The organism is Actinomyces howellii (assembly GCF_900637165.1).
Taxonomy (GTDB): Bacteria; Actinomycetota; Actinomycetes; order Actinomycetales; family Actinomycetaceae; genus Actinomyces; species Actinomyces howellii.
Genome location: NZ_LR134350.1, coordinates 1556805 through 1575001, shown reverse-complemented (window position 1 = coordinate 1575001; position 18197 = coordinate 1556805). Strand labels below are relative to the sequence as shown.

The following is an 18197-nucleotide window of genomic DNA, read 5'->3' as shown; positions in this document are numbered from 1 at the left end:
CACCGGGGCGAGACCCGATCCGGCTCGCAGCCTGCGTGGGACGGGTCCCCACGGGTTCCATCCCGATCCACGCGCACCCGACTCATGCGCACCTGACCCATGCGCACCTGACGCTTCATCGGGCCCGCCTGGTCCCGCGTTCGTACCTTGTGCGTCCAGAGCGCACGATCAAGGTACGCACCCGACACCGAAGGTACGAACGCGGCGTGAACCGGGTACGAACACGGTGCCGAAGGTGCGAACGCGCGGCGAGCCCGGTACGAACACGGTGCCGAGGGTACGAACGCGATGTTGAGGATACGAAGCCGGTACTGAGAGCGCGTCGTCGGTGGCGGGATCTGGACCTCAGTCGGTGCCCAGGCCCCCGCCTGTACCTGCGTTCGTACCTTGTGCGTCCAGAGCGCACGATCAAGGTACGCACCCGATGCGGAAGGTACGAACGCGCCGGGAGGTAGGTGCGAAGTCGACACCGAAGGTACGAACACGGTGCCGAAGGTACGAACGCGGCGCCAGCCCGGTACGAACACGCCGCCAGTCTGCGCCCCCACCAATGGACGCCCGGGAGGCAGACGCTGATTTCGCTGAGTGAGGGAGGCAGCTGACAGACTCCCGAACAGAGCGAAGGCCCGGTTCCTTGTGGGAACCGGGCCTGTCGCAGTGGCTCCGACCGGCGTCGATCCGGTGACCTTTCGATTTTCAGTCGAACGCTCTACCAACTGAGCTACAGAGCCGTAGGGTGGTGGATGGGATGGGGTCGGTCAGGAGCACTGCTGCCCTGACCGACCCTCTCCGCGACCTCGACGGGACTTGAACCCGCGACCTCCGCCGTGACAGGGCGGCGCGCTAACCAACTGCGCCACGAGGCCTCGTGTGGCACGAGTGCCGAGTGTTCTCACTGCACCGGTTGGTACCCCCAACGGGATTCGAACCCGTGCTACCGCCGTGAAAGGGCGGGGTCCTAGGCCGCTAGACGATGGGGGCCTGGTGCCCTCGGCGTCGTCGCGCCTCGAACCAGTGAGAACACTAGGGGTCGACTCTCCTCGGAGGCAAATCCCCCGGGCGTGACCCTCCTCACCGCTCCTGTGTGGCCACTTTCTCCCGGGATCTCGGGTCTGGGACCGGGGTGATCGTCGGTGCAGGTGCAGGTGCAGGTGCAGGTGCCGGGGCCGTGGGCGATCGGGAGCACGCGCCGGTCCGGGCCCCGGGTGGCACGCGCTGGTTCCACCCGCCCTCTGCCTGCCCTTCCGTCCCCGCACCGTCCGGCCACCGGCTGGGCGGTGCCACCGGCTGGGCGGTGCCGTCGGCTGGGCGGTGCCGTCGGCTGGGCGGTGCCGTCGGCTGGGCGGTGCCTGCTGGTCGTGGCGTGTCGCCGCGGGCCGTGGCAGGCTCCGGGCATGAGCCCCGTGCACCTGTCCGAGGAGGACTTCGAGGCGGCGGTCGCCGACGCGATGGACGCGATCCCTGAGGACCTGGCCGAGCAGATGGACAACGTCGTCGTGCTCGTCCTCGACGAGCCCGAGGCCGAGATGCTGAGCGCAGCCGACTACGACGACGAGGGTCGTCCCACCCTTCTGGGCCTGTACGACGGCGTCCCCCTGACCGAGCGCGACGGCGGCTGGTCCGGTGTCCTGCCCGATCGGATCCTCATCTTCAAGGGGCCCTTGGAGCGCTGGTGCTCCAGCCGCGAGGAGCTGGTCGACGAGGTGGGGGTCACTGTTCTGCACGAGGTGGCCCACCACTTCGGCATCGACGACGCCCGCCTCCACGACCTCGGCTGGGACTGACCCGGGTCCGCGTGCCCCCTGCCCGGTTCCCCGGTGCGTGAACGGTGCTCGCGCGCCAGGCCCCGGCGCGCGACGATGGGGCCGTGACAGAGCCGATCCGATCCTCAGCCGCGATCCCCGCCGAGCGTCGGGCGGGTGCGCCCGACGAACCCGTTGCCGACCCGGTCCTCGACCCGGTCGCCGTCGTGCGCACCGACGCCCAGTGGCGCACCCTGCTCGACCCGCTCGAGTACCACGTCCTGCGTGAGGCGGGTACCGAGCGTCCGGGGACCGGGGCGCTCCTCCACGAGAACCGCGAGGGGGTCTACCGCTGCCGGGCCTGTGGTGCCGAGCTGTTCCGCTCCTCGACGAAGTTCGACTCCCACTGCGGGTGGCCCTCCTTCTACGACCCCTCGCGCTCGGAGGCGGTGACCCTGCACACGGACACCTCCCACGCGATGGTGCGCACCGAGGTCCGCTGCGCCCGCTGCGACAGCCACCTCGGGCACGTCTTCGACGACGCGCCCTCCACGCCCACCGGCCAGCGCTACTGCATGAACTCCGTGAGCCTCAGCTTCGAGGCGGCGCCCCGTGACGGCCGGGACGACCGGGACGCTCCGGATAGCCGGGACGGTCTGGCGGCCCCGGAGGACGCCCACGGCCCCGGCGGTGCCCCCGCCCCCGTGAGAAGGGAGGACTGACATGCTCCGCGTCCTGACTCTCAACCTCCAGCACGGCCAGCCAGGGGCCGGGGCGGGCGACGGCAGCGCCGGGGCCGGCTCCTTGGCCGGCGCTGACATCAGCCACCCCGGTACGGCCCGGGCGGTGCTGGTCGCCCTGGCCGACCAGATCGCCGAGCTGGACCCCGACGTCGTCCTGCTCCAGGAGGTCGACCACGGCCAGGCGCGTTCGGGACACCTCGACCAGACGGCGGTCATCGCCGAGCGCCTGGGGTGGGAGGACCACCGCTTCGCCGCCACCTACGCCGGCCCGGTGGCCGGGCTGCGCCGTCGTCCCCTGCGATCGGCGCTGGCAGGGCACACCGACGACCTCCTCGGGCCGGTCCGGGCCCTCCAGGGCCGTCCGCCCGCCGGCTTCGGCAACGCGCTGCTCACCCGGCACCCGGTGTCCTCCTGGCACGTCAAGCGCCTGGGCAGGGGGCCGGCCACGGTCGTGCGCCGCGGCGAGCGAGCCCTCGACCCACGCTCCTACGCCCTGTTCACCTCGACGATGCGCAACATGGTCGCCGCGACCATCAGCCTCCCCGCGGGGGCGGTGCCCGGCCTGACGGGGCTGAGCGTCGCCTCCACGCACCTGGCCACGAGGCTCGACGTCGCCTCCGCCCAGCTCGCAGCGGCCTGGGGGGCGCTCGCCTCGCTGCCCGGCCCCCACCTCCTGGGGGGAGACCTCAACATGCGGCCCCACCAGGTCGCGGGCCTGGGCCTGGCCCGCCAGGTCGGGGAGGGGGGGACCTTCCCGGCCGCGCGGCCCGACCACCGGATCGACCACGTCCTGACCGACCCGTGGCCGGTCGGGCCCGACGGGCGCCCGCTGGGCCCCGACGCCCTCGGGGGCTCGCAGGCGCCCGAGCCCGGGACCCCCGTGCTGGCCGTCGTCGGCTCGGGCACCCGGACCTTCATCGTCTCCGACCACGCGGGCACCTGGGTGGACCTCGAGCCGGTGGCCTGAGATGAACTGCCCCCGCCCGGCCACCCCGCCCGCGACCGGCTGATGGCCGAGGTCGTCGGCGGGCTCGCCGTCTTCGCGGCGGTCATCGCCGTGGGCTGGGCTCTCGTGCGCACGGGGGCGGTCGACCGGCGGGCCGACACGGTTCTGACCCGGGTGTGCTTCTTCGCGGCGACCCCCGCATTCATGGTCACGACCCTGGCCGAGGCCGACCTCACCGCGGTGCTCAGCGCCGTGACCGCGGCCTGCCTGGGCGCCGAGATGATCGGCATCGTCTCAGCCTGGCTCGTCCACCGCCTCGTCCTGCGCACGGGGGTCGCCGAGGCGACGATCGGCGCACTCGCCTCGGGCTACGTCAACGCCGCGAACCTGGGCATCCCGGTGCTCGTCCTCGTCGTCGGCGACGCGGCGCCCATCGCCCCCGTCCTCCTCCTCCAGCTCCTCGTCCTGACCCCCGCCACCTTCGCGATCCTGGACACGGTGACCCGCCGGGGGAACCCGTCGCGCCTGGCGACCTACACGATCCCGCTGCGCAACCCCCTCGTCCTGTCCGTCGTGGCGGGGACCGCGATCAACCTCGGGGGCATCGACCTGCCGGGGGTGCTCGGGGGTCACCTCCACGAGCTCGTCGACCTGCTCGGACGCACCGCCGTACCGCTCATGATGCTCGCCCTGGGGATGAGCCTGGCGGCGTCGCGGGCCAGGCCCCCGGGCGAGCCCGCGCCCGCCGCCGGCACGAGCCGTGGTCTCGCCGACGACGGCCCCGGGCAGGGGCGCGGGCAGCGGCTGGCGCTGGGGATGGCGGTCGCCTGGAAGCTCCTCGTGCTGCCCGCCCTCGCCCTGGGGCTGGGTCTGGCGCTCGGGCTGCGGGGCGGGGCCCTGCTCGTGCCGGTCACCACGGCCTGCCTGCCCACGGCGCAGAACGTCTTCATGTACGCCTCCCGCTACGGGGCGGCCAAGTCCCTGGCGCGCGACGCCGTGCTGCTCACGACCGTCGGGTTCGTGCCGGTCGTCCTGCTCGCGGCGGCGCTCCTGGGCTGAGCGCGCGGCCCGGCCGCAGGGGAGTGGCCACGCCCTGAGGCGCGGGGGCGGAGCCGGGCACAATGGGGGCGTGCTGTCCTCCCGCCGGTCCGAAGGGCCGCTCATCGCCCGCCCCGGTGCCGTGCTGCGCGCCGTGCCGGCACCGCTGCTGTTCATCGGCGCGGCGACCTCGACCTACGTGGGGGCGGGGCTGGCGGTGGGTCTGTTCGCCGTCATGCCCGCCACGACCGTCGCGTGGTGGCGGCTGGTCATGGGCGCCCTCGTCCTGCTGGCCTGGCGCCGCCCCTGGAGACGGCGCTGGACGCGCCGGGCCCTTGGGACCGCGGCTCTGTTCGGGGTGGCGATGTCGACGATGAACGTCATCTTCTACGCCTCCATCGAGCACCTGGCGCTGGGGACGGCGGTGTCCCTGGAGTTCCTCGGCCCGGTGGTCGTCGCCCTGACGACGGGACGGGGGTGGCGGCCGCGCGTGGCCGCGGTCCTCGCCCTGGTCGGGGTCGCGGCGATCTCGGGCTTCGGCCTGGACCTGTCCGACGCCTCCCAGCGCCTCGGCGTGGTCCTGGCGCTCAGCGCCGGGGCGGCCTGGGCCGCCTACATCCTCCTGGGGCGACGTGTGGCGGGGGCGGGGGGCGTGGACTCGTTGGCCGTGGCCTCAGCCACCGGAGCGCTCGTCTACCTGCCGGTGGCGGCGCCGACCGCTACGGTCGCGCTCGAGGACATGAGCAGCCTGCTCATGGTGCTGGGGGTAGGCGTCATGTCGACGGTCATCCCCTACGGCCTCGACCAGGTCAACATGGGGCGTCTTACCTCGGACGCCTTCGCCCTGCTGTCCTCCCTCATGCCCGCGACGTCCCTGCTCGTGGGCCTGGTCATGCTGCGCCAGGTGCCCAACGCCTGGGAGGTCCTCGGCCTGATCCTCATCAGCGCCGCCGTCGCGCTGGCGGGCACGACCAGGCGCCCCGCGCCGCCCACCGGCCGGGTGGACGGGCGCTGAGCCAGCGAGCACCCTGTGCCGCTGCGGCCGGGCTCAGGGAGTGCGCGCGAGAACCTGCTCGACCGTGGTGTCGATATCCGTGGTCGCGCGGACGCCCCGGTCGCCGCGCGGACCCAGCTGCCCGCGCTCGTCCGCCCGGAACAGGTCCACCAGGCTCTGGGCGACATGAGGTGAGTATCCGGCCTCCACGAGGGCGCTCTCCCAGCCGGCCTCGGGGATCGGCACGACCGTGAGCGGTCGTCCCAGGGCGTTGCTCAGCGACGTGGCGACCTGACGCTCGGTGTACTCCGGGCCGATGATGTCGACGGCCTCACTGGTGCGTGCGCCCGCCAGCAGCTCCTGGACCGCGATGTGCGCGATGTCGCGGGTGGCCACCATGGGCAGGGGCGTGTCCGCGCTCGAGGCGAAGACCGGGAAGACCCCCTCGTTGAGGACGGATCCGAGGACGTCCTCGAACTTCTCCTGAAAGTGCCCCGGGCGCAGCGCGGTCACGACCGTCCCCGTGAGCGCGAGCGCCTCCTCCATGCGGTGCAGGCCCAGGATCGGCCCGGTTCCCTCGGCAAGGTCCGCACCGCCGGAGGAGAGCATGACGGTGTGGCCGACACCGGAGTCCCTGACCGCCGTCGAGACGGACTGCGCCACGTCCTCGGCGTACTGGTCGAGATCCGGCACGGACAGGTCGAAGGGCATCATCGCGAAGAAGGCTGTCGCGCCGTCGAGGGCCTCGGTGAGGCGCGGGGCGTCACGCAGGTCGAGGACGGCCGCCTGGGCTCCTCGGGTGGTCCAGTCGGTGGCGGCCTGCGGCCGGCGGACGACGACACGGACCGCGTGGCCTGCGTCGAGCAGGAGGTCGGTGACGGCCGAGCCGATGCGGCCGGTGGCTCCGGAGATGACGTACATGGTGACTCCTTCATGTCATTGTCACGTCGTTCGCTATGCGTGGCTGGTGTTCTCGGGTGAGGTGCGCTGCGGGGCGGCGTGAGCCCGGCACGCAGCGGCTCTGGCGGCGGTGGGCCGGTCCCGCTGGTCACTGACGGCACGGTGGGCCGGTCCGCCTCACTGACGGTCGGAGAGGATCCTCATGACGGTTCCGGCGCCCAGCCCGACGGCGCCCAGGAGCGTGAGAACGGCCCGCACGCTATTGGCGGAGGTCCACTCATCCAGGTACATGTGCCAGACCTGGGAGCCCTCAGCGGTTCCCGCCGCCACGTCGGCCAGGCGGTTGTTGCGCGGCACGTTGTAGACGATGGTCATCACCCAGCCGGCCAGGTAGAGAGCACCTCCGGCGGTGCAGACCCAGTCTCCGGCCGTTCGCTCCTGCGTTCTCAGGCCGTGCACGACGGACCAGGCGCTGGCGACCGCAGAGCCGAAGAAGAAGGTCGTGAACGGCAGCTCCAGCGCCTGTCGGTTGAAGCGCTGCATGGTCTCGATCGCCTCGGCGTCCGGCAGGGAAGCCAGCCGAGGCATGACCCGCGCTGAGAAGTTGGCGTAGACGCCGCCGACGACGGCGGATCCGACCGCGCCGCACGCGGACACGACGTTGATCAATGACATGACTCCCTCTCTCGACGAACCCGGCGGGCACCGGACGATCCCCGCCCTGGCCGCCGCCTGCCCACCCCCATTCCACCGGCGAGCCGCTCACCGCGCCATGGGGCAGCGACTCGATCCCATGCGGCGTCGACTCGGGCTCCCGGCACCGCCAGTCCCGCCATGAGACCGTGGGACTAGGCTCGGGCGCATGGACCTGCTGGAGGACGTCCTGGCCCAGCCCCATGCTCGTGAGGCGTTCCTGCTGCGCGTGGCCATGGGCAGGCCCTGGTCCGTGACGGTGGAGGACGAGGCGCCCCTGTCCATCGTCACCGCCCTGCGCGGTGGGGCGTGGGTGGCGGCAGACGGATCGCCTTCGCGCCGATTCGAGGCCGGGGAGGTCCTTGTCGTGCGCTCGCCGACGAGCTACACCCTGAGCTCGGACCAGCAGCCCTGGGACGGTGGGGTCAGGATCGGGATCGGTCAGGTGTGCTCGGGCCCGGACGGCCGCGACCTGTCCGAGGAGCTGAGGGCCGGTGTCCGGACGTGGGGCAATGACCCCCAGGGTGAGGATCAGCTGCTGGTGGGCACCTACCGACACCGATCCGAGCTGGGGCGGCTCATACTCCAGTCGTTGCCTCCGTGGTTCCTCGTGAGCGCCCCGGTCCCCGAGCTGGTCAGCCTGCTGGCCCGCGAGACCGCCCACGACGGGATCGCACAGTCCAGCGTCCTGGACCGGCTCCTGGACGTCCTGCTCGTCACGACCCTGCGGGCCTGGGTCGATGAGGGGACGCCGAACGGCGCGAGCCTGCTGTCGGCCTCCCGGGACGAGGTGGTCCGCAGGACCACCGAGGCGGTACGGGCTGACCCCTCGCGCAGGTGGACCGTCGAGTCGCTCGCGGCGCTCGCAGGCGTCTCTCGCGCAAGTCTCACCCGACGCTTCAACGCCACGCTCGGCGTGGCTCCCATGACCTACGTGACCCAGTGGAGGCTGGCGACCGCCGCAGACCTCCTCGATCGCGGCGACGCCACCCTGTCCGCCATCGCGCACCAGGTGGGATACTCCAGCCCCTTCAGCCTCTCCTCGGCCTTCAAGAGCCGGTACGGTGTGAGCCCCCGCGACTTTCGTGCCGCGGCCGCCGCGTCACGCGACCGCTGACTGCTCCAGGCCCACTGGAGGGCGGCCGGGACTGCTCGGGACGTCTGGCCGGCCACCGCCAACCGCGGCCACCCACGAGACCCTCCAGGTCGTCACCGATACCGCCGGGTTCCCGGTGTGGGTCTCGCCGACGGTGCCTGGCTCCACCCATGACATTGTCCCCGTCCCCCAGGTCTTCATCGCACCCGCAAAACGATCTCGGCGAGAAGACCTCACTATTGGGGGCGATAGAGATCATAGATTCGCGCGTGGTGACGATCCCGCCAACGATTGGTCCCGGGGCGTGGTTGGCACGGAAGGGCGACCCCGCGGTGGCGCGGGCGCCGTCCAGCTGGAACTCGTCACCGAAACACAATCGTCCCGAAATGGGACATAGACGGGTTTCGGGTGTTCGGGTAGAATGAGCGAAGATGTTGAGAGGGAGATCGGTGATGGCAAGCACTCCTGTGATGGGTACTCCCGAGGAGGCTGAGGCTCGGGAGCGGGTGGCGTTCGCAGACGCAGCGCTGGCCCTGGCTGGCCACGAGGTCACGGACCCGTACCTCAACAAGCTGGCAGCGCTCCAGGCGCGCGGTGACCTCTCGGCCGACGAGGCCCGCCGGCTCGGTCGGCGGTACCTCATCGGCCGCTGAGGATGGCCCGCCGGCACGTGTTTCGTACCTGGGATGACTACTTCATCCCAGGTACGTCTGTTCTGCGCAATAAGTTCACGGGTCCGGGGACGCCCTGTGGGGAGACCGATCCGGTCAGGCTGCGGAGCCTGGAGGAGTTTCATGCCAGGTCGAGGCTCATCGAGCTGGCAGCACGCCCGATCGAGGGGTGCTTCGACTATGCGCACATGAAGGCAATCCACCGGTACGTCTTCCAGGACGTGTACGAGTGGGCCGGCCAGGAGCGGGTGGGGCCGGCGACATTCATGGTCAAGACGGGCCAGGATGTCGTGCACTTCGACGTGGGGGACCCGCGCGCCCCCAAGGTGCCCTACCAGTACTACCCGGCGGGCCCCGAGCTGGGGCGGGCTGCCGAAGAGCAGTACCGGCGGCTCGCGGACCAGGACCTGCTGCGCGGGCTGGACCATGACGCCTTCGCGGTAGCGCTGGCGGAGGTGTGGGGGGAGTTGAACGTCATCCACAGCTTCCGCGAGGGGAACACCCGCAGCCAGTTCGTGTTCTTCTCCCAGCTGGCGGCGCAGGCCGGCTGGAGGCTGGAGCCAGCCCGCTTCGTGCCGGGCACGAGAGGGCGCGAGGAGTTCGTGGCGGCGCGCTTCTACAGCCAGGCGACGGGCAGCAACGACCGCCTGGCGCAGGTGCTGGCGCGCGAGATCGTGCCCGCGGCCAGCCTGGGGCGCCATGAGCGCCAGGACATGACCCCGGAGCGGCTGAGAGCTCAGATCGAGGAGCGGGCCTCCCGGCTGTACCGCCCCGAGGACGACGGCGAGAGTCGGCAGCATCGTGGGCGGCGACGGTAAGCGCGGTCCGGCACGCCCGGGGGTCCACCGGGGAGCAGAACCCGCACGCCCAGATAGAGTCTCCGGAGGTGGTGGGGTGCGAGCGCATCGTCGTCGATCATGCGGCAGGGGCGAGCACGAGTACATCGAGCCTCTCCCACCGGGAGTGAAGGCTGAGGGGCGTGCATCGTCGGACTGGCTCATCGAGGCCACCAGCATCGCCGACCTAGCCCGCGACCCAGTCGAGGACCGCCTCCGCCGTCTGCTCGGGGGTGGGGCGTGAGGCGACGACGACGCCGTCCTCGTCCGGCTCCAGCGGCTCGAGCGCCGCCAGCTGGGAGGGCAGGAGACTGGCCGGCATGAAGTGCCCGGGACGCTGCGCCACGCGCCGGCGCAGCTCCGTGCGGTCGACGAGGAGGTGGACGAACAGGACCCTGCCCTCGGCTCCGGAGAGCAGGTCACGGTAGGAGCGCCTGAGGGCCGAGCAGGCGACGACCGTGCGCACCCCGCGCCCGGCCTGCTCGCTCATCCAGGACCGCAGGGACTCCAGCCAGGGGGTACGGTCCTCGTCGGTCAGGGGCAGGCCCCGGCGCATCGTGAGGATCGAGGACTCGGGGTGGAAGTCGTCGGCCTCGGCCACCGGCCGTCCCAGGAGGTGGCCGAGGCGGAAGGCGACGCTCGTCTTGCCGCAGCCAGACACGCCCATGACGACAAGGTGGTCGACAGGACGGGGCATGCCTGGTCTCCTCGGTCTGCTCATGCGCGCTGCGCGGGGACGGGGACGATCATCCCAGGAACAGCGCGGTGCAGCACGGCGGCGCAGGCTCGGGGCGCCTCCCGCGCCTCCGGGAGGTCGGTAGGGCACAATGGCACCTCGGCCCGGCGTCCCGCCGCGGCCCGGCTGGTGCCTGGGTTCCGGCGTCGGCCCCACGCGGGTCCCGCGCCGTCGAGCCCCGGACGCCGGCACCCCCGTGCCTCCCGACCGGGCGGCACCGACTGACAGGACACCCGTGCCCCACACCACCTTCGCCTCGCTGGGAGTCGACTCCGACCTCGTGGCCGACCTCGCCTCCCGCGGATTCACCGAGCCCTTCCCGATCCAGGCGGCCACGCTGCCCGACACCCTGGCCGGCCGGGACGTCCTGGGCCGTGGCCGCACCGGCAGCGGCAAGACCCTGGCCTTCAGCCTGCCGCTCGTCCAGCGCCTGGCCGACGAGGACTGCGCCCGCCCCGGGCACCCCATCGGCCTGGTCCTCGCCCCGACGAGGGAGCTGGCCCTCCAGATCGCCGAGACGATCGCGCCCCTGGCGCGCGAGGTCGACATGACCGTCACGACCATCTTCGGAGGAGTCAACCAGAAGCCGCAGGTCAAGGCCCTGTCCCAGGGCGTCGACGTCGTCGTGGCCTGCCCCGGTCGCCTCCTCGACCTCATGGGCCAGGGCGTGGTCAGCCTCGACGAGGTCGCCGTCACCGTGCTCGACGAAGCCGACCACATGGCCGACCTCGGGTTCCTCCCGGGGGTGCGGCGCATCCTGCGGGCCACGCCCCGCACGGGCCAGCGGATGCTGTTCTCGGCCACGCTGGACAACGGCGTCGACGCCATCGTCGACGAGTTCCTCAACGACCCCCTCCTGCACTCGGTGGACCCTGCGGTCGCACCGGTGCAGTCGATGGACCACCGGGTCCTGCTCGTGCCGGACAAGGCGGCCAAGGACGAGGTCGTCATGCGGCTGGCCTCCGGGACCGGACGCCGGATCCTGTTCACGCGCACCAAGCACCTGGCCCGGCGCCTGGCCCGCAAGCTCACCCAGGCGGGCATCCCCGCAGCCGAGCTGCAGGGGAACATGAGCCAGAACGCGCGCGAGCGCGCCATGGGCGCCTTCACCTCCGGGGCCCTTCACGTCCTCGTGGCCACCGACATCGCCGCGCGCGGTATCGACGTCTCGGGCGTCGAGCTCGTCGTGCACGTCGATCCCCCCGCCGAGCACAAGGCCTACCTCCACCGCTCGGGGCGTACGGCCCGCGCCGGCGCCCGGGGCGTGGTCGTCACCCTCGTCCTGCCCGAGCAGAGGCACGACGTCGAGGTCCTGCTCAAGAAGGCGCGGATCCGCGCCGGCATCGAGAAGGTCCGCCCCGGCGACGACGTCGTGACCGAGCTCGTCGGTCAGGTCGCCCCGGTCGTCGCGGCGGCGGACATGCCCGAGGGCGTCGCCGTCAAGGGCGGTGGGACCGCCGGGCGCTCCAAGGAGGGGCGGGCGGGGCGCTCGCGGTCCTCCGGCGCGGCGCGCCGACGCGGTGCCGAGGCGCAGGGGCGCGGGCAGGGCGCCAACGCCGGTCGGCCCCGTGGTGCCGGGGGCTCGGGGCGCGCAGGCGCCGGCGGCGGCGCGGGCCGCACCCGCAGCGGGCAGGGTCGTGGGAGGGGCCCCGGACCGGGGAGCCGACAGCGCTAAGGGCTGCGCCCGGGGCGCGTCGGGGCGGTGTCCGGGTCGCGTCTGGGCCGCGTCTGGGCCGCGTCAGGGGCGGATGTGTCCAAGATCGCGCGGATTCCTGGTTATCGTTGCCGCTACGCGGCGGCGCGACCGACCGCGGCGTGACCGGCTCGTGACCTGGCCTGCGGTCACGACAGGACGTCTTATAGGCTGAATGGGTCCTCGTCGTCGATTGCATGTGAGGAAGTTCAGCCTGTGCAGGCCCCTGACACGGAACCCACACCCCGTCCCTCCGTCCGTCGCCCCACCTCCTGGCGCATCCGGCCCGCCGATCGCCCCGCAGGGCGTCGGCGCACACGCACCCTCCTCCAGCAGTCCTCAGCGGGCATCGCCCGCATGACCCGACAGGGCAAGGTCCTCGACGCCAACCACCCCGCGCTCGAACCCATGGCCGAGGACCTGGGGGACGAGCAGCCGGGCAAGCTCGACACCATCGTCTTCGGCGTCACGGCGGTCGTCTCGCTGTCATTCGTCCTGTGGGGCGTGGGCTCGCCCCAGTCGCTGGGCAGCGCCTCCCAGGCGGGTCTCGCCTGGGTCGTCGACAACACCGGATGGCTCTTCGCCCTGGCCGCGACCGGCTTCGTCTTCTTCATCCTGTGGCTGGCAGCCAGCCGCTACGGCGCCATCCCCCTGGGCCGTGACGGGGAGGACCCCGAGTTCTCCACGACGTCGTGGGTGGCCATGATGTTCAGCGCGGGCATGGGCATCGGCCTCATGTTCTACGGAGCCGCCGAGCCCCTGTCCCACTTCGTCGCCCCGCCTCCGGGCACCGTCGAGCCCGGTGACGCCAACGCCGTGCGCACCGCCATGGCGACGACCCTGTTCCACTGGGGCCTCCACCCGTGGGCCATCTACGCCGTCGTCGGGGTGGCCATCGCCTACAGCGTCTTCCGCAAGGGGCGGCCGCTGACGATCTCGGCGGTCTTCGAGCCCCTGATCGGCAAGCGTCAGAGCTACGGGCCCGCGGGCAAGATCATCGACATCTTCGCGATCTTCGCCACCCTGTTCGGCTCGGCCACCTCCCTGGGCCTGGGCGTCCTGCAGATCGCCAAGGGTGCCCAGATCGTGGGCTGGGCGGGGGAGGTCGGCAACGTCTTCCTCGTCGTGCTCATCACCATCCTGACCATCTGCTTCATCGTCTCGGCGGTGTCGGGCGTGAGCAAGGGGATCCAGTACCTGTCGAACATCAACATGGTGCTGGCGGTCGTGCTCGCGCTGTTCGTCTTCGTGCTGGGCCCCACCGTCTTCATCCTCAACCTCCTGCCGACGACGCTGGGCACCTACATGCAGAACATCATGCAGATGTCCTCGATGACCGGTGCCTCCGGGCCGGACGCCAACGACTGGCTCTCGGGGTGGACGATCTTCTACTGGGCGTGGTGGGTGTCGTGGACGCCCTTCGTCGGGATGTTCATCGCCCGGATCTCGCGGGGCCGCACCATCCGCCAGTTCGTCTCGGGTGTGCTGCTCCTGCCCTCCATGGTCTCGCTCGTGTGGTTCGCCATCTTCGGCGGAGGCGCGATCCACGCCGAGCAGGCCGGTGAGCGGCTGTCGGAGGCGGGCGACGCCGAGGCGACCCTCTTCGCCCTCCTGGGCACGATGCACTGGGAGCAGGTCACCTCGGTGCTCGTCATGGTCCTCGTCGCGATCTTCTTCGTCTCGGGGGCCGACGCCGCCTCGATCGTCATGGGCACCCTGTCGGAGAACGGGACCATCGAGCCCAGGCGCTCGACGGTCGTCTTCTGGGGAATCGTGACCGGGGCGGTTGCCGCGATCATGCTCGTCATCGGCGGCGAGAACGCCCTCGCCGGCCTCCAGTCGATCACGATCGTGGCGAGCCTGCCCTTCCTCGTCGTCATGATCGCCATGGTCGTCGCGCTCATGCGCGACCTCCAGACCGACCCGCGGATCGTGCGCGGCAAGTACGCGGCCGAGGCCATCGACCACGCCGTCGTCCAGGGCGTGAGCGCCCACGGGGACGACTTCGCCCTCTCGGTGGACCGCACGGCTCCGGGCCAGGGCGTCGGCTCGCGCGTCCCCACGGCCGACAAGTCCACGGCTGACGAGACCGGATCGGCCGGGACGGGCGCAGCCGGCGGAAGCTGAGGCGGGGCGGTCCAGGGCTGCTGAGCTCGGCCCCGTCCCGATCGTCCTCGGAGTCTCGCGACCTTCCGGCCCGCCCGCCCGGACCGCCCTGCCTCGACCGGTCATGTGTTCCTCGACCGGTCATGTAATCCTCGACCGTCTATGTGACTGCGATCTCCCGGTCGAGAGTCACATGACCGGTCGAGGGGAGGTCGAGGCGCAGCGATGGCGCCGTGACGGCCAGGGACAGGACCTCGGCGTCAGTCATGGCCGGGGAAGGTCCGGGACAGCAGGAGGGGGAATGCCCGCCCGGGGTGCTCCTGGGCGATCTCAGCACGATCTCAGGGCGATCCCCGGGATGCCTGGTGACGGGCCGTCAGCAGGCCTCGGCACGCCGTCGGCAGGTCGCCCGTTGCGACTTGCCTGTGCACGGGCGAGGGTCTCGTGTGTCGCCGCGGTGGTTTCAGCGGAGCCACGCGGACGAGGTGCTCAACGGGAGCAGGGGAGCTGTCCTGACGTGCGTCCGAGGTGATCGTGCCCGTTCTGGCGCTGTGGACAGGGACCTGGGCGCGAACGCATCCGACCAGACAAGCTTGTCTCTAGTGAAGAGGTTGTCATGCGGGTCTGGGCGGCGGGTTGCCCCCGACCCGTGCGGCCGTGCGCACGACGTCCCGGCGACGCGCCCTCCCGACGATGCTGCCGGAAGGTCGGGTGCCCTGACCGGAAGCCTGCGTGGGTGCCGCGTGCGTCCACGGATCAGTAGCCGCTTGCCGTGGCGGCTCCGGCTTCCCTGGCCGCCAGAGGCTTCCGCGGGGTCCTCGGCGAGGCCGAGGACGGCGGGTGTCGAGCGGCAGCCGATACCCATCCGGTCTATTCCTGCGTCGATAAGGCGGAGGAAGGCCTCACCGATCGTCATGGGCGTGGGCGCTGCGACGAAGGAGACGGTGTCGACCTCCCACCGGGAGGCGAGGTACGCCGTCCGCTTGCTCTCGACCCGCCGGCCGGTGACGGCACCGGCCGCCCGGCCCAGGTCGCCCCCTGTGTCCGACATGGCCTCGTGCAGGGGGCCGTTCTCCAGGTCCGCCTCCAGGACGGGAAGTCCCCGGGAGGCGTGGCCCGTTCGAGTGCGAGCGGGACATCGTCGGCCAACCGCACGCGCTCGACGACGATGCGGGCGTCGACGTCTCCTACTGGGCCACCGATGGACGGGACCGACTTGATCGTGGGATCCCGGGCTTGCTGCGGGTGCCCCCCGTGGGGCTCGAACCCACGACCTTCGGATTAAAAGTCCGCAGCACCTGGCGAGCATCTCCGTCTCGGATCGGTGTATCCGCGGGCAAAGGTCCGCACTCTCCGGGACGCCCCGGCTGACGCGGTAGCCGCACTGGTAGCCATCTCGCCCACTCTGTCCCGGGTCGGCCCGAGTGGGCGCACCCGGGCCACCTCTGCACCCCACCCCAGAGTCGCTAACCGGTCGCCCGTGAGCGCCTCACCTCGCGAGCACCCCAGATGCGCCCCGGTTTCCCCCAAAGCGAGGCGCTCGTGAGCCCCGCTCCTCGTGAGCGCCCCGTATCGCCCCCCCCCCGCCGCGCCCGTGACCTACCTGTGATGCGACTTCCCCCTTGACCCCCACTATATGACGTCATATACTAGGTGTATCGGGACGGACCCGATGAGAGAGGAAAGGGAGCGCGATGAAGGCCGGCACCTACAACACCCGCAGCGAAGCCATCTATGGTGGGATCATCACAGTTCTCGACATTGCCGACGAAGAGGTCGGTGCTGGGGGCTACAACGTCGACGCCATCGCCAACGAAGTTCTCGGCACCATCGGCGAGGGACTTAGCTACCGCCACGTCATCGCCGTCAGTGAGGGCGAGTTCTGGGCGTCTGTGAAGCGGCACACCCTCCCGAAGAGCGACGACGCCTAGGCCATGTACGGGGCCACCGAAGCGCCAAGAGTGAGGCTCCGGCACCACGGATGGTGCGGGGGCCTCGCTCGATTGGCGTCACACCCTCAGGGAGAGGGTGGCGCCCGGGGCCGAGAAGATCGCCCCATCCGCTCCACGCTCCGACGTAGTGGCGACCCGGGCACCCTGGGAGTGGGGTGGAAGCGCACTCGCCCGTGATCTACCTGTGATGCACCTTCCCCCTTGACGTCATACTATATGACGTCATATACTTGAGTCATCGGGACGGACCCGATACCCACCGAGAGGAGCCGATCATGGAGATCACCGCCACCCCCACCACTGAGGACGGACTGACTGGCACCCGCTACGCCGCCCTCGACGAGGGTGTCGAGGTCGGCTTCCTCCTGGCCCACGAGACGGGCCTCATCCTCAACGTCGAGGTCGACGAGGACCGCCAGGGCGAGGGGATCGCCCGCGCGCTCTACGAGCACGCCGACAGCGCGCAGGGCCTCTATCACATCCCCGCCTGGGGGCGCACCCCCGACGGTGACGCCTTCGCTACCGCCATGGGCGGTGACGTCATGGACGACGAGCAGGCCGCCGCCATCGTCGGCATGGACCTCAGCATCTACGAGACCGAGACCGAGACCGACGAGTGGTGACCGACCCGCCGATCCCCTCCCGGCGCTCCCCCCCTTCTGTCGATCTGACCGCATCCGCCCCACCGAGAGGACATCTAGACCATGCCCGTCACCGACCCCACTCTGGACCCCTCCGTCCGCATCCTCCGCCTGCGCGAAGCCGTGCGCTACCACGACCTGCGGGCGTGGTTCTACGGCCGCCGCTACGCGCAGACCGGCCGCCCCAGCTACGCGGCCCTCCGGGAGGAGGCTGAGCTCGCCGGCGACATCGGCCGGGCGGAGATCGCGGACATCATCCGCGAGCACGGGCCGTGGGCCTCTATGGGCTGCCCGCTCGTCTGACGACCACCAGGGGAGGGGCGGGCGACCGCCCCTCCCCTCCCACCACCACGCCCCACAGGGGCAGGCAGGAGACACACCATGACCACACCCGAGCCCACCACCAGGGACGACATCGCAGCAGCCCTGCGCCGCTGCGAGACCGCCCGTACATCCCTCGACCAGGCGACCGAGGAGCACCGCGCCGCCATGCTCGCCGCCCTCGAGGTGGGCGCCCCGAAGGCGCGCATCGCCCGGTCTGCGGGAGTATCCCCGCAGACCGTGTACGGCCTGCTCGGCTGGAAGCGCAGCCGTCCGTGACCGACCTGTGATGCAGTCCCCTTGACCCCCACTATATGACGTCATATACTTGAGGCATCGGGACGGACCCGATGAGAGAGACAGAGGAGCCACCAATGGAGACCCGCAGCTACATCACCCGCCGCGACGCCATCGAGTACGAGATCGTCCAGGTCCTCGACGGCCCGGGTGGTGGAGACACCACCAGCGCCGACTACGACGTCGACGCGATCGCCGCCGATGTCCTCGGCACCATCGGCGAGGGCACCACCTACCGCTACGTCGTCTCCGTCGACGAGGACGAGTTCTGGGCCGCGGTCATCCGCCACGCCATCATCGACGACGAGCAGCGCGCCCTGAACCTCGGACCCGAGGGACTCGCCAAGGCCGACGCGATCCTGTCCGACCCCACCGCCACCCAGGCCCTCAATGGACCGATCCGCCTCACCTGGGACGGTCCTGCCGTCGGAGAGGCCTACACCCCCGGGGCCCCCGGCACCGCCGACGACCAGTGGACCGTCACCGTCGAGGTCCGCGACCCCGACGACCCCGACACGTGGGTCCCGCTCGACACCATCCTCCCGCTCCCCGCCGGGACCGCCCCCGGCTACTGGGAGCAGGTCACCACCGCCAGCTTCTCGGGAGCCCACCAGGACCCCACCGACCCGATGCCCTACGCGAGCTCCGAGAGCCTGCTCCTCAGCAACCTGCGCCTTGAGCGCGACCGCCTCGAGGAGATCGTCACCCCCTGGTGACGACGACTCCCCAACCACATGCGGGGGCCGCCAAGACATCGAATCGGCGGCCCCCGCACCACCCTCAAGCCCCCCC

The 18197-nt window shown here is 71.4% G+C and carries 18 protein-coding genes and 4 tRNA genes; 15 read left to right on the top strand and 7 right to left on the bottom strand.

What is annotated here, in order from left to right:
* Window positions 1-658: 658 nt before the first annotated feature.
* The 3 genes from EL245_RS06770 to EL245_RS06760 all read right to left on the bottom strand — a co-directional run bounded on the left by EL245_RS06770 (window position 659) and on the right by EL245_RS06760 (window position 981).
* Window positions 659-731, bottom strand: a tRNA-Phe gene (locus tag EL245_RS06770).
* A 61-nt stretch (window positions 732-792) separates the two neighbouring features.
* Window positions 793-866: transfer RNA gene (locus EL245_RS06765), tRNA-Asp, on the bottom strand.
* Between the two features lie 39 nt (window positions 867-905).
* Window positions 906-981, bottom strand: a tRNA-Glu gene (locus EL245_RS06760).
* A 413-nt stretch (window positions 982-1394) separates the two neighbouring features.
* Between EL245_RS06760 and EL245_RS06755 the strand changes: the two genes are divergently transcribed.
* The 5 genes from EL245_RS06755 (at window position 1395) to EL245_RS06735 (ending at window position 5484) form a co-directional block, all read left to right on the top strand.
* Window positions 1395-1784, top strand: coding sequence for a metallopeptidase family protein (locus EL245_RS06755; RefSeq protein ID WP_126382461.1), 390 nt, complete (start codon window positions 1395-1397; stop codon window positions 1782-1784).
* A gap of 185 nt (window positions 1785-1969) precedes the next feature.
* On the top strand, window positions 1970-2464 hold the full coding sequence (gene msrB / locus EL245_RS06750; RefSeq protein WP_170174831.1) for a peptide-methionine (R)-S-oxide reductase MsrB: 495 nt from the start codon (window positions 1970-1972) through the stop codon (window positions 2462-2464).
* A 1-nt stretch (window position 2465) separates the two neighbouring features.
* Window positions 2466-3452 (top strand): endonuclease/exonuclease/phosphatase family protein, encoded by a 987-nt coding sequence (locus EL245_RS06745; RefSeq protein ID WP_126382459.1) that lies wholly within the window; start codon window positions 2466-2468, stop codon window positions 3450-3452.
* 42 nt (window positions 3453-3494) lie between these two features.
* Window positions 3495-4490, top strand: a complete 996-nt coding sequence (locus EL245_RS06740; RefSeq protein WP_126382458.1) for an AEC family transporter — start codon at window positions 3495-3497, stop codon at window positions 4488-4490.
* 70 nt (window positions 4491-4560) lie between these two features.
* Entirely contained in the window at window positions 4561-5484 is a 924-nt protein-coding gene (locus EL245_RS06735) for an EamA family transporter (RefSeq protein WP_126382457.1), read from the top strand.
* A gap of 33 nt (window positions 5485-5517) precedes the next feature.
* Here EL245_RS06735 and EL245_RS06730 read toward each other — a convergent pair whose 3' ends face one another.
* Window positions 5518-6384, bottom strand: coding sequence for an NmrA family NAD(P)-binding protein (locus EL245_RS06730; protein ID WP_126382456.1), 867 nt, complete (start codon window positions 6382-6384; stop codon window positions 5518-5520).
* 156 nt (window positions 6385-6540) lie between these two features.
* A complete protein-coding gene (locus EL245_RS06725; protein WP_126382455.1) occupies window positions 6541-7038 on the bottom strand; it encodes an anthrone oxygenase family protein in 498 nt (165 codons plus the stop codon).
* A gap of 187 nt (window positions 7039-7225) precedes the next feature.
* On the opposite strand from EL245_RS06725, the gene EL245_RS06720 reads away from it, so the two are divergent.
* From EL245_RS06720 to EL245_RS06710, 3 genes are all read left to right on the top strand, one after another.
* Window positions 7226-8173 (top strand): AraC family transcriptional regulator, encoded by a 948-nt coding sequence (locus EL245_RS06720; RefSeq protein ID WP_126382454.1) that lies wholly within the window; start codon window positions 7226-7228, stop codon window positions 8171-8173.
* Between the two features lie 431 nt (window positions 8174-8604).
* Window positions 8605-8805 carry a hypothetical protein gene (locus EL245_RS06715; RefSeq protein WP_126382453.1) on the top strand — a complete coding sequence of 67 codons (201 nt, stop codon included), beginning with the start codon at window positions 8605-8607 and terminating at the stop codon, window positions 8803-8805.
* Window positions 8806-8807: 2 nt separating this feature from the next.
* On the top strand, window positions 8808-9641 hold the full coding sequence (locus EL245_RS06710) for a Fic/DOC family protein (RefSeq protein WP_126382452.1): 834 nt from the start codon (window positions 8808-8810) through the stop codon (window positions 9639-9641).
* Between the two features lie 205 nt (window positions 9642-9846).
* Here EL245_RS06710 and EL245_RS06705 read toward each other — a convergent pair whose 3' ends face one another.
* Window positions 9847-10356, bottom strand: coding sequence for a gluconokinase (locus EL245_RS06705; protein WP_126382451.1), 510 nt, complete (start codon window positions 10354-10356; stop codon window positions 9847-9849).
* 274 nt (window positions 10357-10630) lie between these two features.
* Here EL245_RS06705 and EL245_RS06700 point away from each other — a divergent pair, with 274 nt between their 5' ends.
* Both EL245_RS06700 and EL245_RS06695 read left to right on the top strand, forming a co-directional pair.
* Window positions 10631-12070 (top strand): DEAD/DEAH box helicase, encoded by a 1440-nt coding sequence (locus EL245_RS06700; RefSeq protein ID WP_232009904.1) that lies wholly within the window; start codon window positions 10631-10633, stop codon window positions 12068-12070.
* 375 nt (window positions 12071-12445) lie between these two features.
* Window positions 12446-14215, top strand: coding sequence for a BCCT family transporter (locus tag EL245_RS06695; protein ID WP_126382450.1), 1770 nt, complete (start codon window positions 12446-12448; stop codon window positions 14213-14215).
* A gap of 1225 nt (window positions 14216-15440) precedes the next feature.
* Here EL245_RS06695 and EL245_RS13220 read toward each other — a convergent pair.
* Window positions 15441-15497, bottom strand: a tRNA-Ser gene (locus EL245_RS13220).
* 391 nt (window positions 15498-15888) lie between these two features.
* On the opposite strand from EL245_RS13220, the gene EL245_RS06685 reads away from it, so the two are divergent.
* From EL245_RS06685 to EL245_RS06665, 5 genes are all read left to right on the top strand, one after another.
* Window positions 15889-16125 (top strand): hypothetical protein, encoded by a 237-nt coding sequence (locus tag EL245_RS06685; protein ID WP_126382449.1) that lies wholly within the window; start codon window positions 15889-15891, stop codon window positions 16123-16125.
* Between the two features lie 296 nt (window positions 16126-16421).
* Window positions 16422-16769 (top strand): GNAT family N-acetyltransferase, encoded by a 348-nt coding sequence (locus tag EL245_RS06680; RefSeq protein ID WP_126382448.1) that lies wholly within the window; start codon window positions 16422-16424, stop codon window positions 16767-16769.
* Window positions 16770-16850: 81 nt separating this feature from the next.
* Window positions 16851-17090, top strand: coding sequence for a hypothetical protein (locus EL245_RS06675; RefSeq protein ID WP_126382447.1), 240 nt, complete (start codon window positions 16851-16853; stop codon window positions 17088-17090).
* A 78-nt stretch (window positions 17091-17168) separates the two neighbouring features.
* Complete coding sequence (locus EL245_RS06670; protein WP_126382446.1) at window positions 17169-17387, top strand: helix-turn-helix domain-containing protein; 219 nt, start codon at window positions 17169-17171, stop codon at window positions 17385-17387.
* Between the two features lie 95 nt (window positions 17388-17482).
* Window positions 17483-18121 carry a hypothetical protein gene (locus EL245_RS06665; protein WP_126382445.1) on the top strand — a complete coding sequence of 213 codons (639 nt, stop codon included), beginning with the start codon at window positions 17483-17485 and terminating at the stop codon, window positions 18119-18121.
* The last annotated feature ends 76 nt before the right edge of the window (window positions 18122-18197 follow it).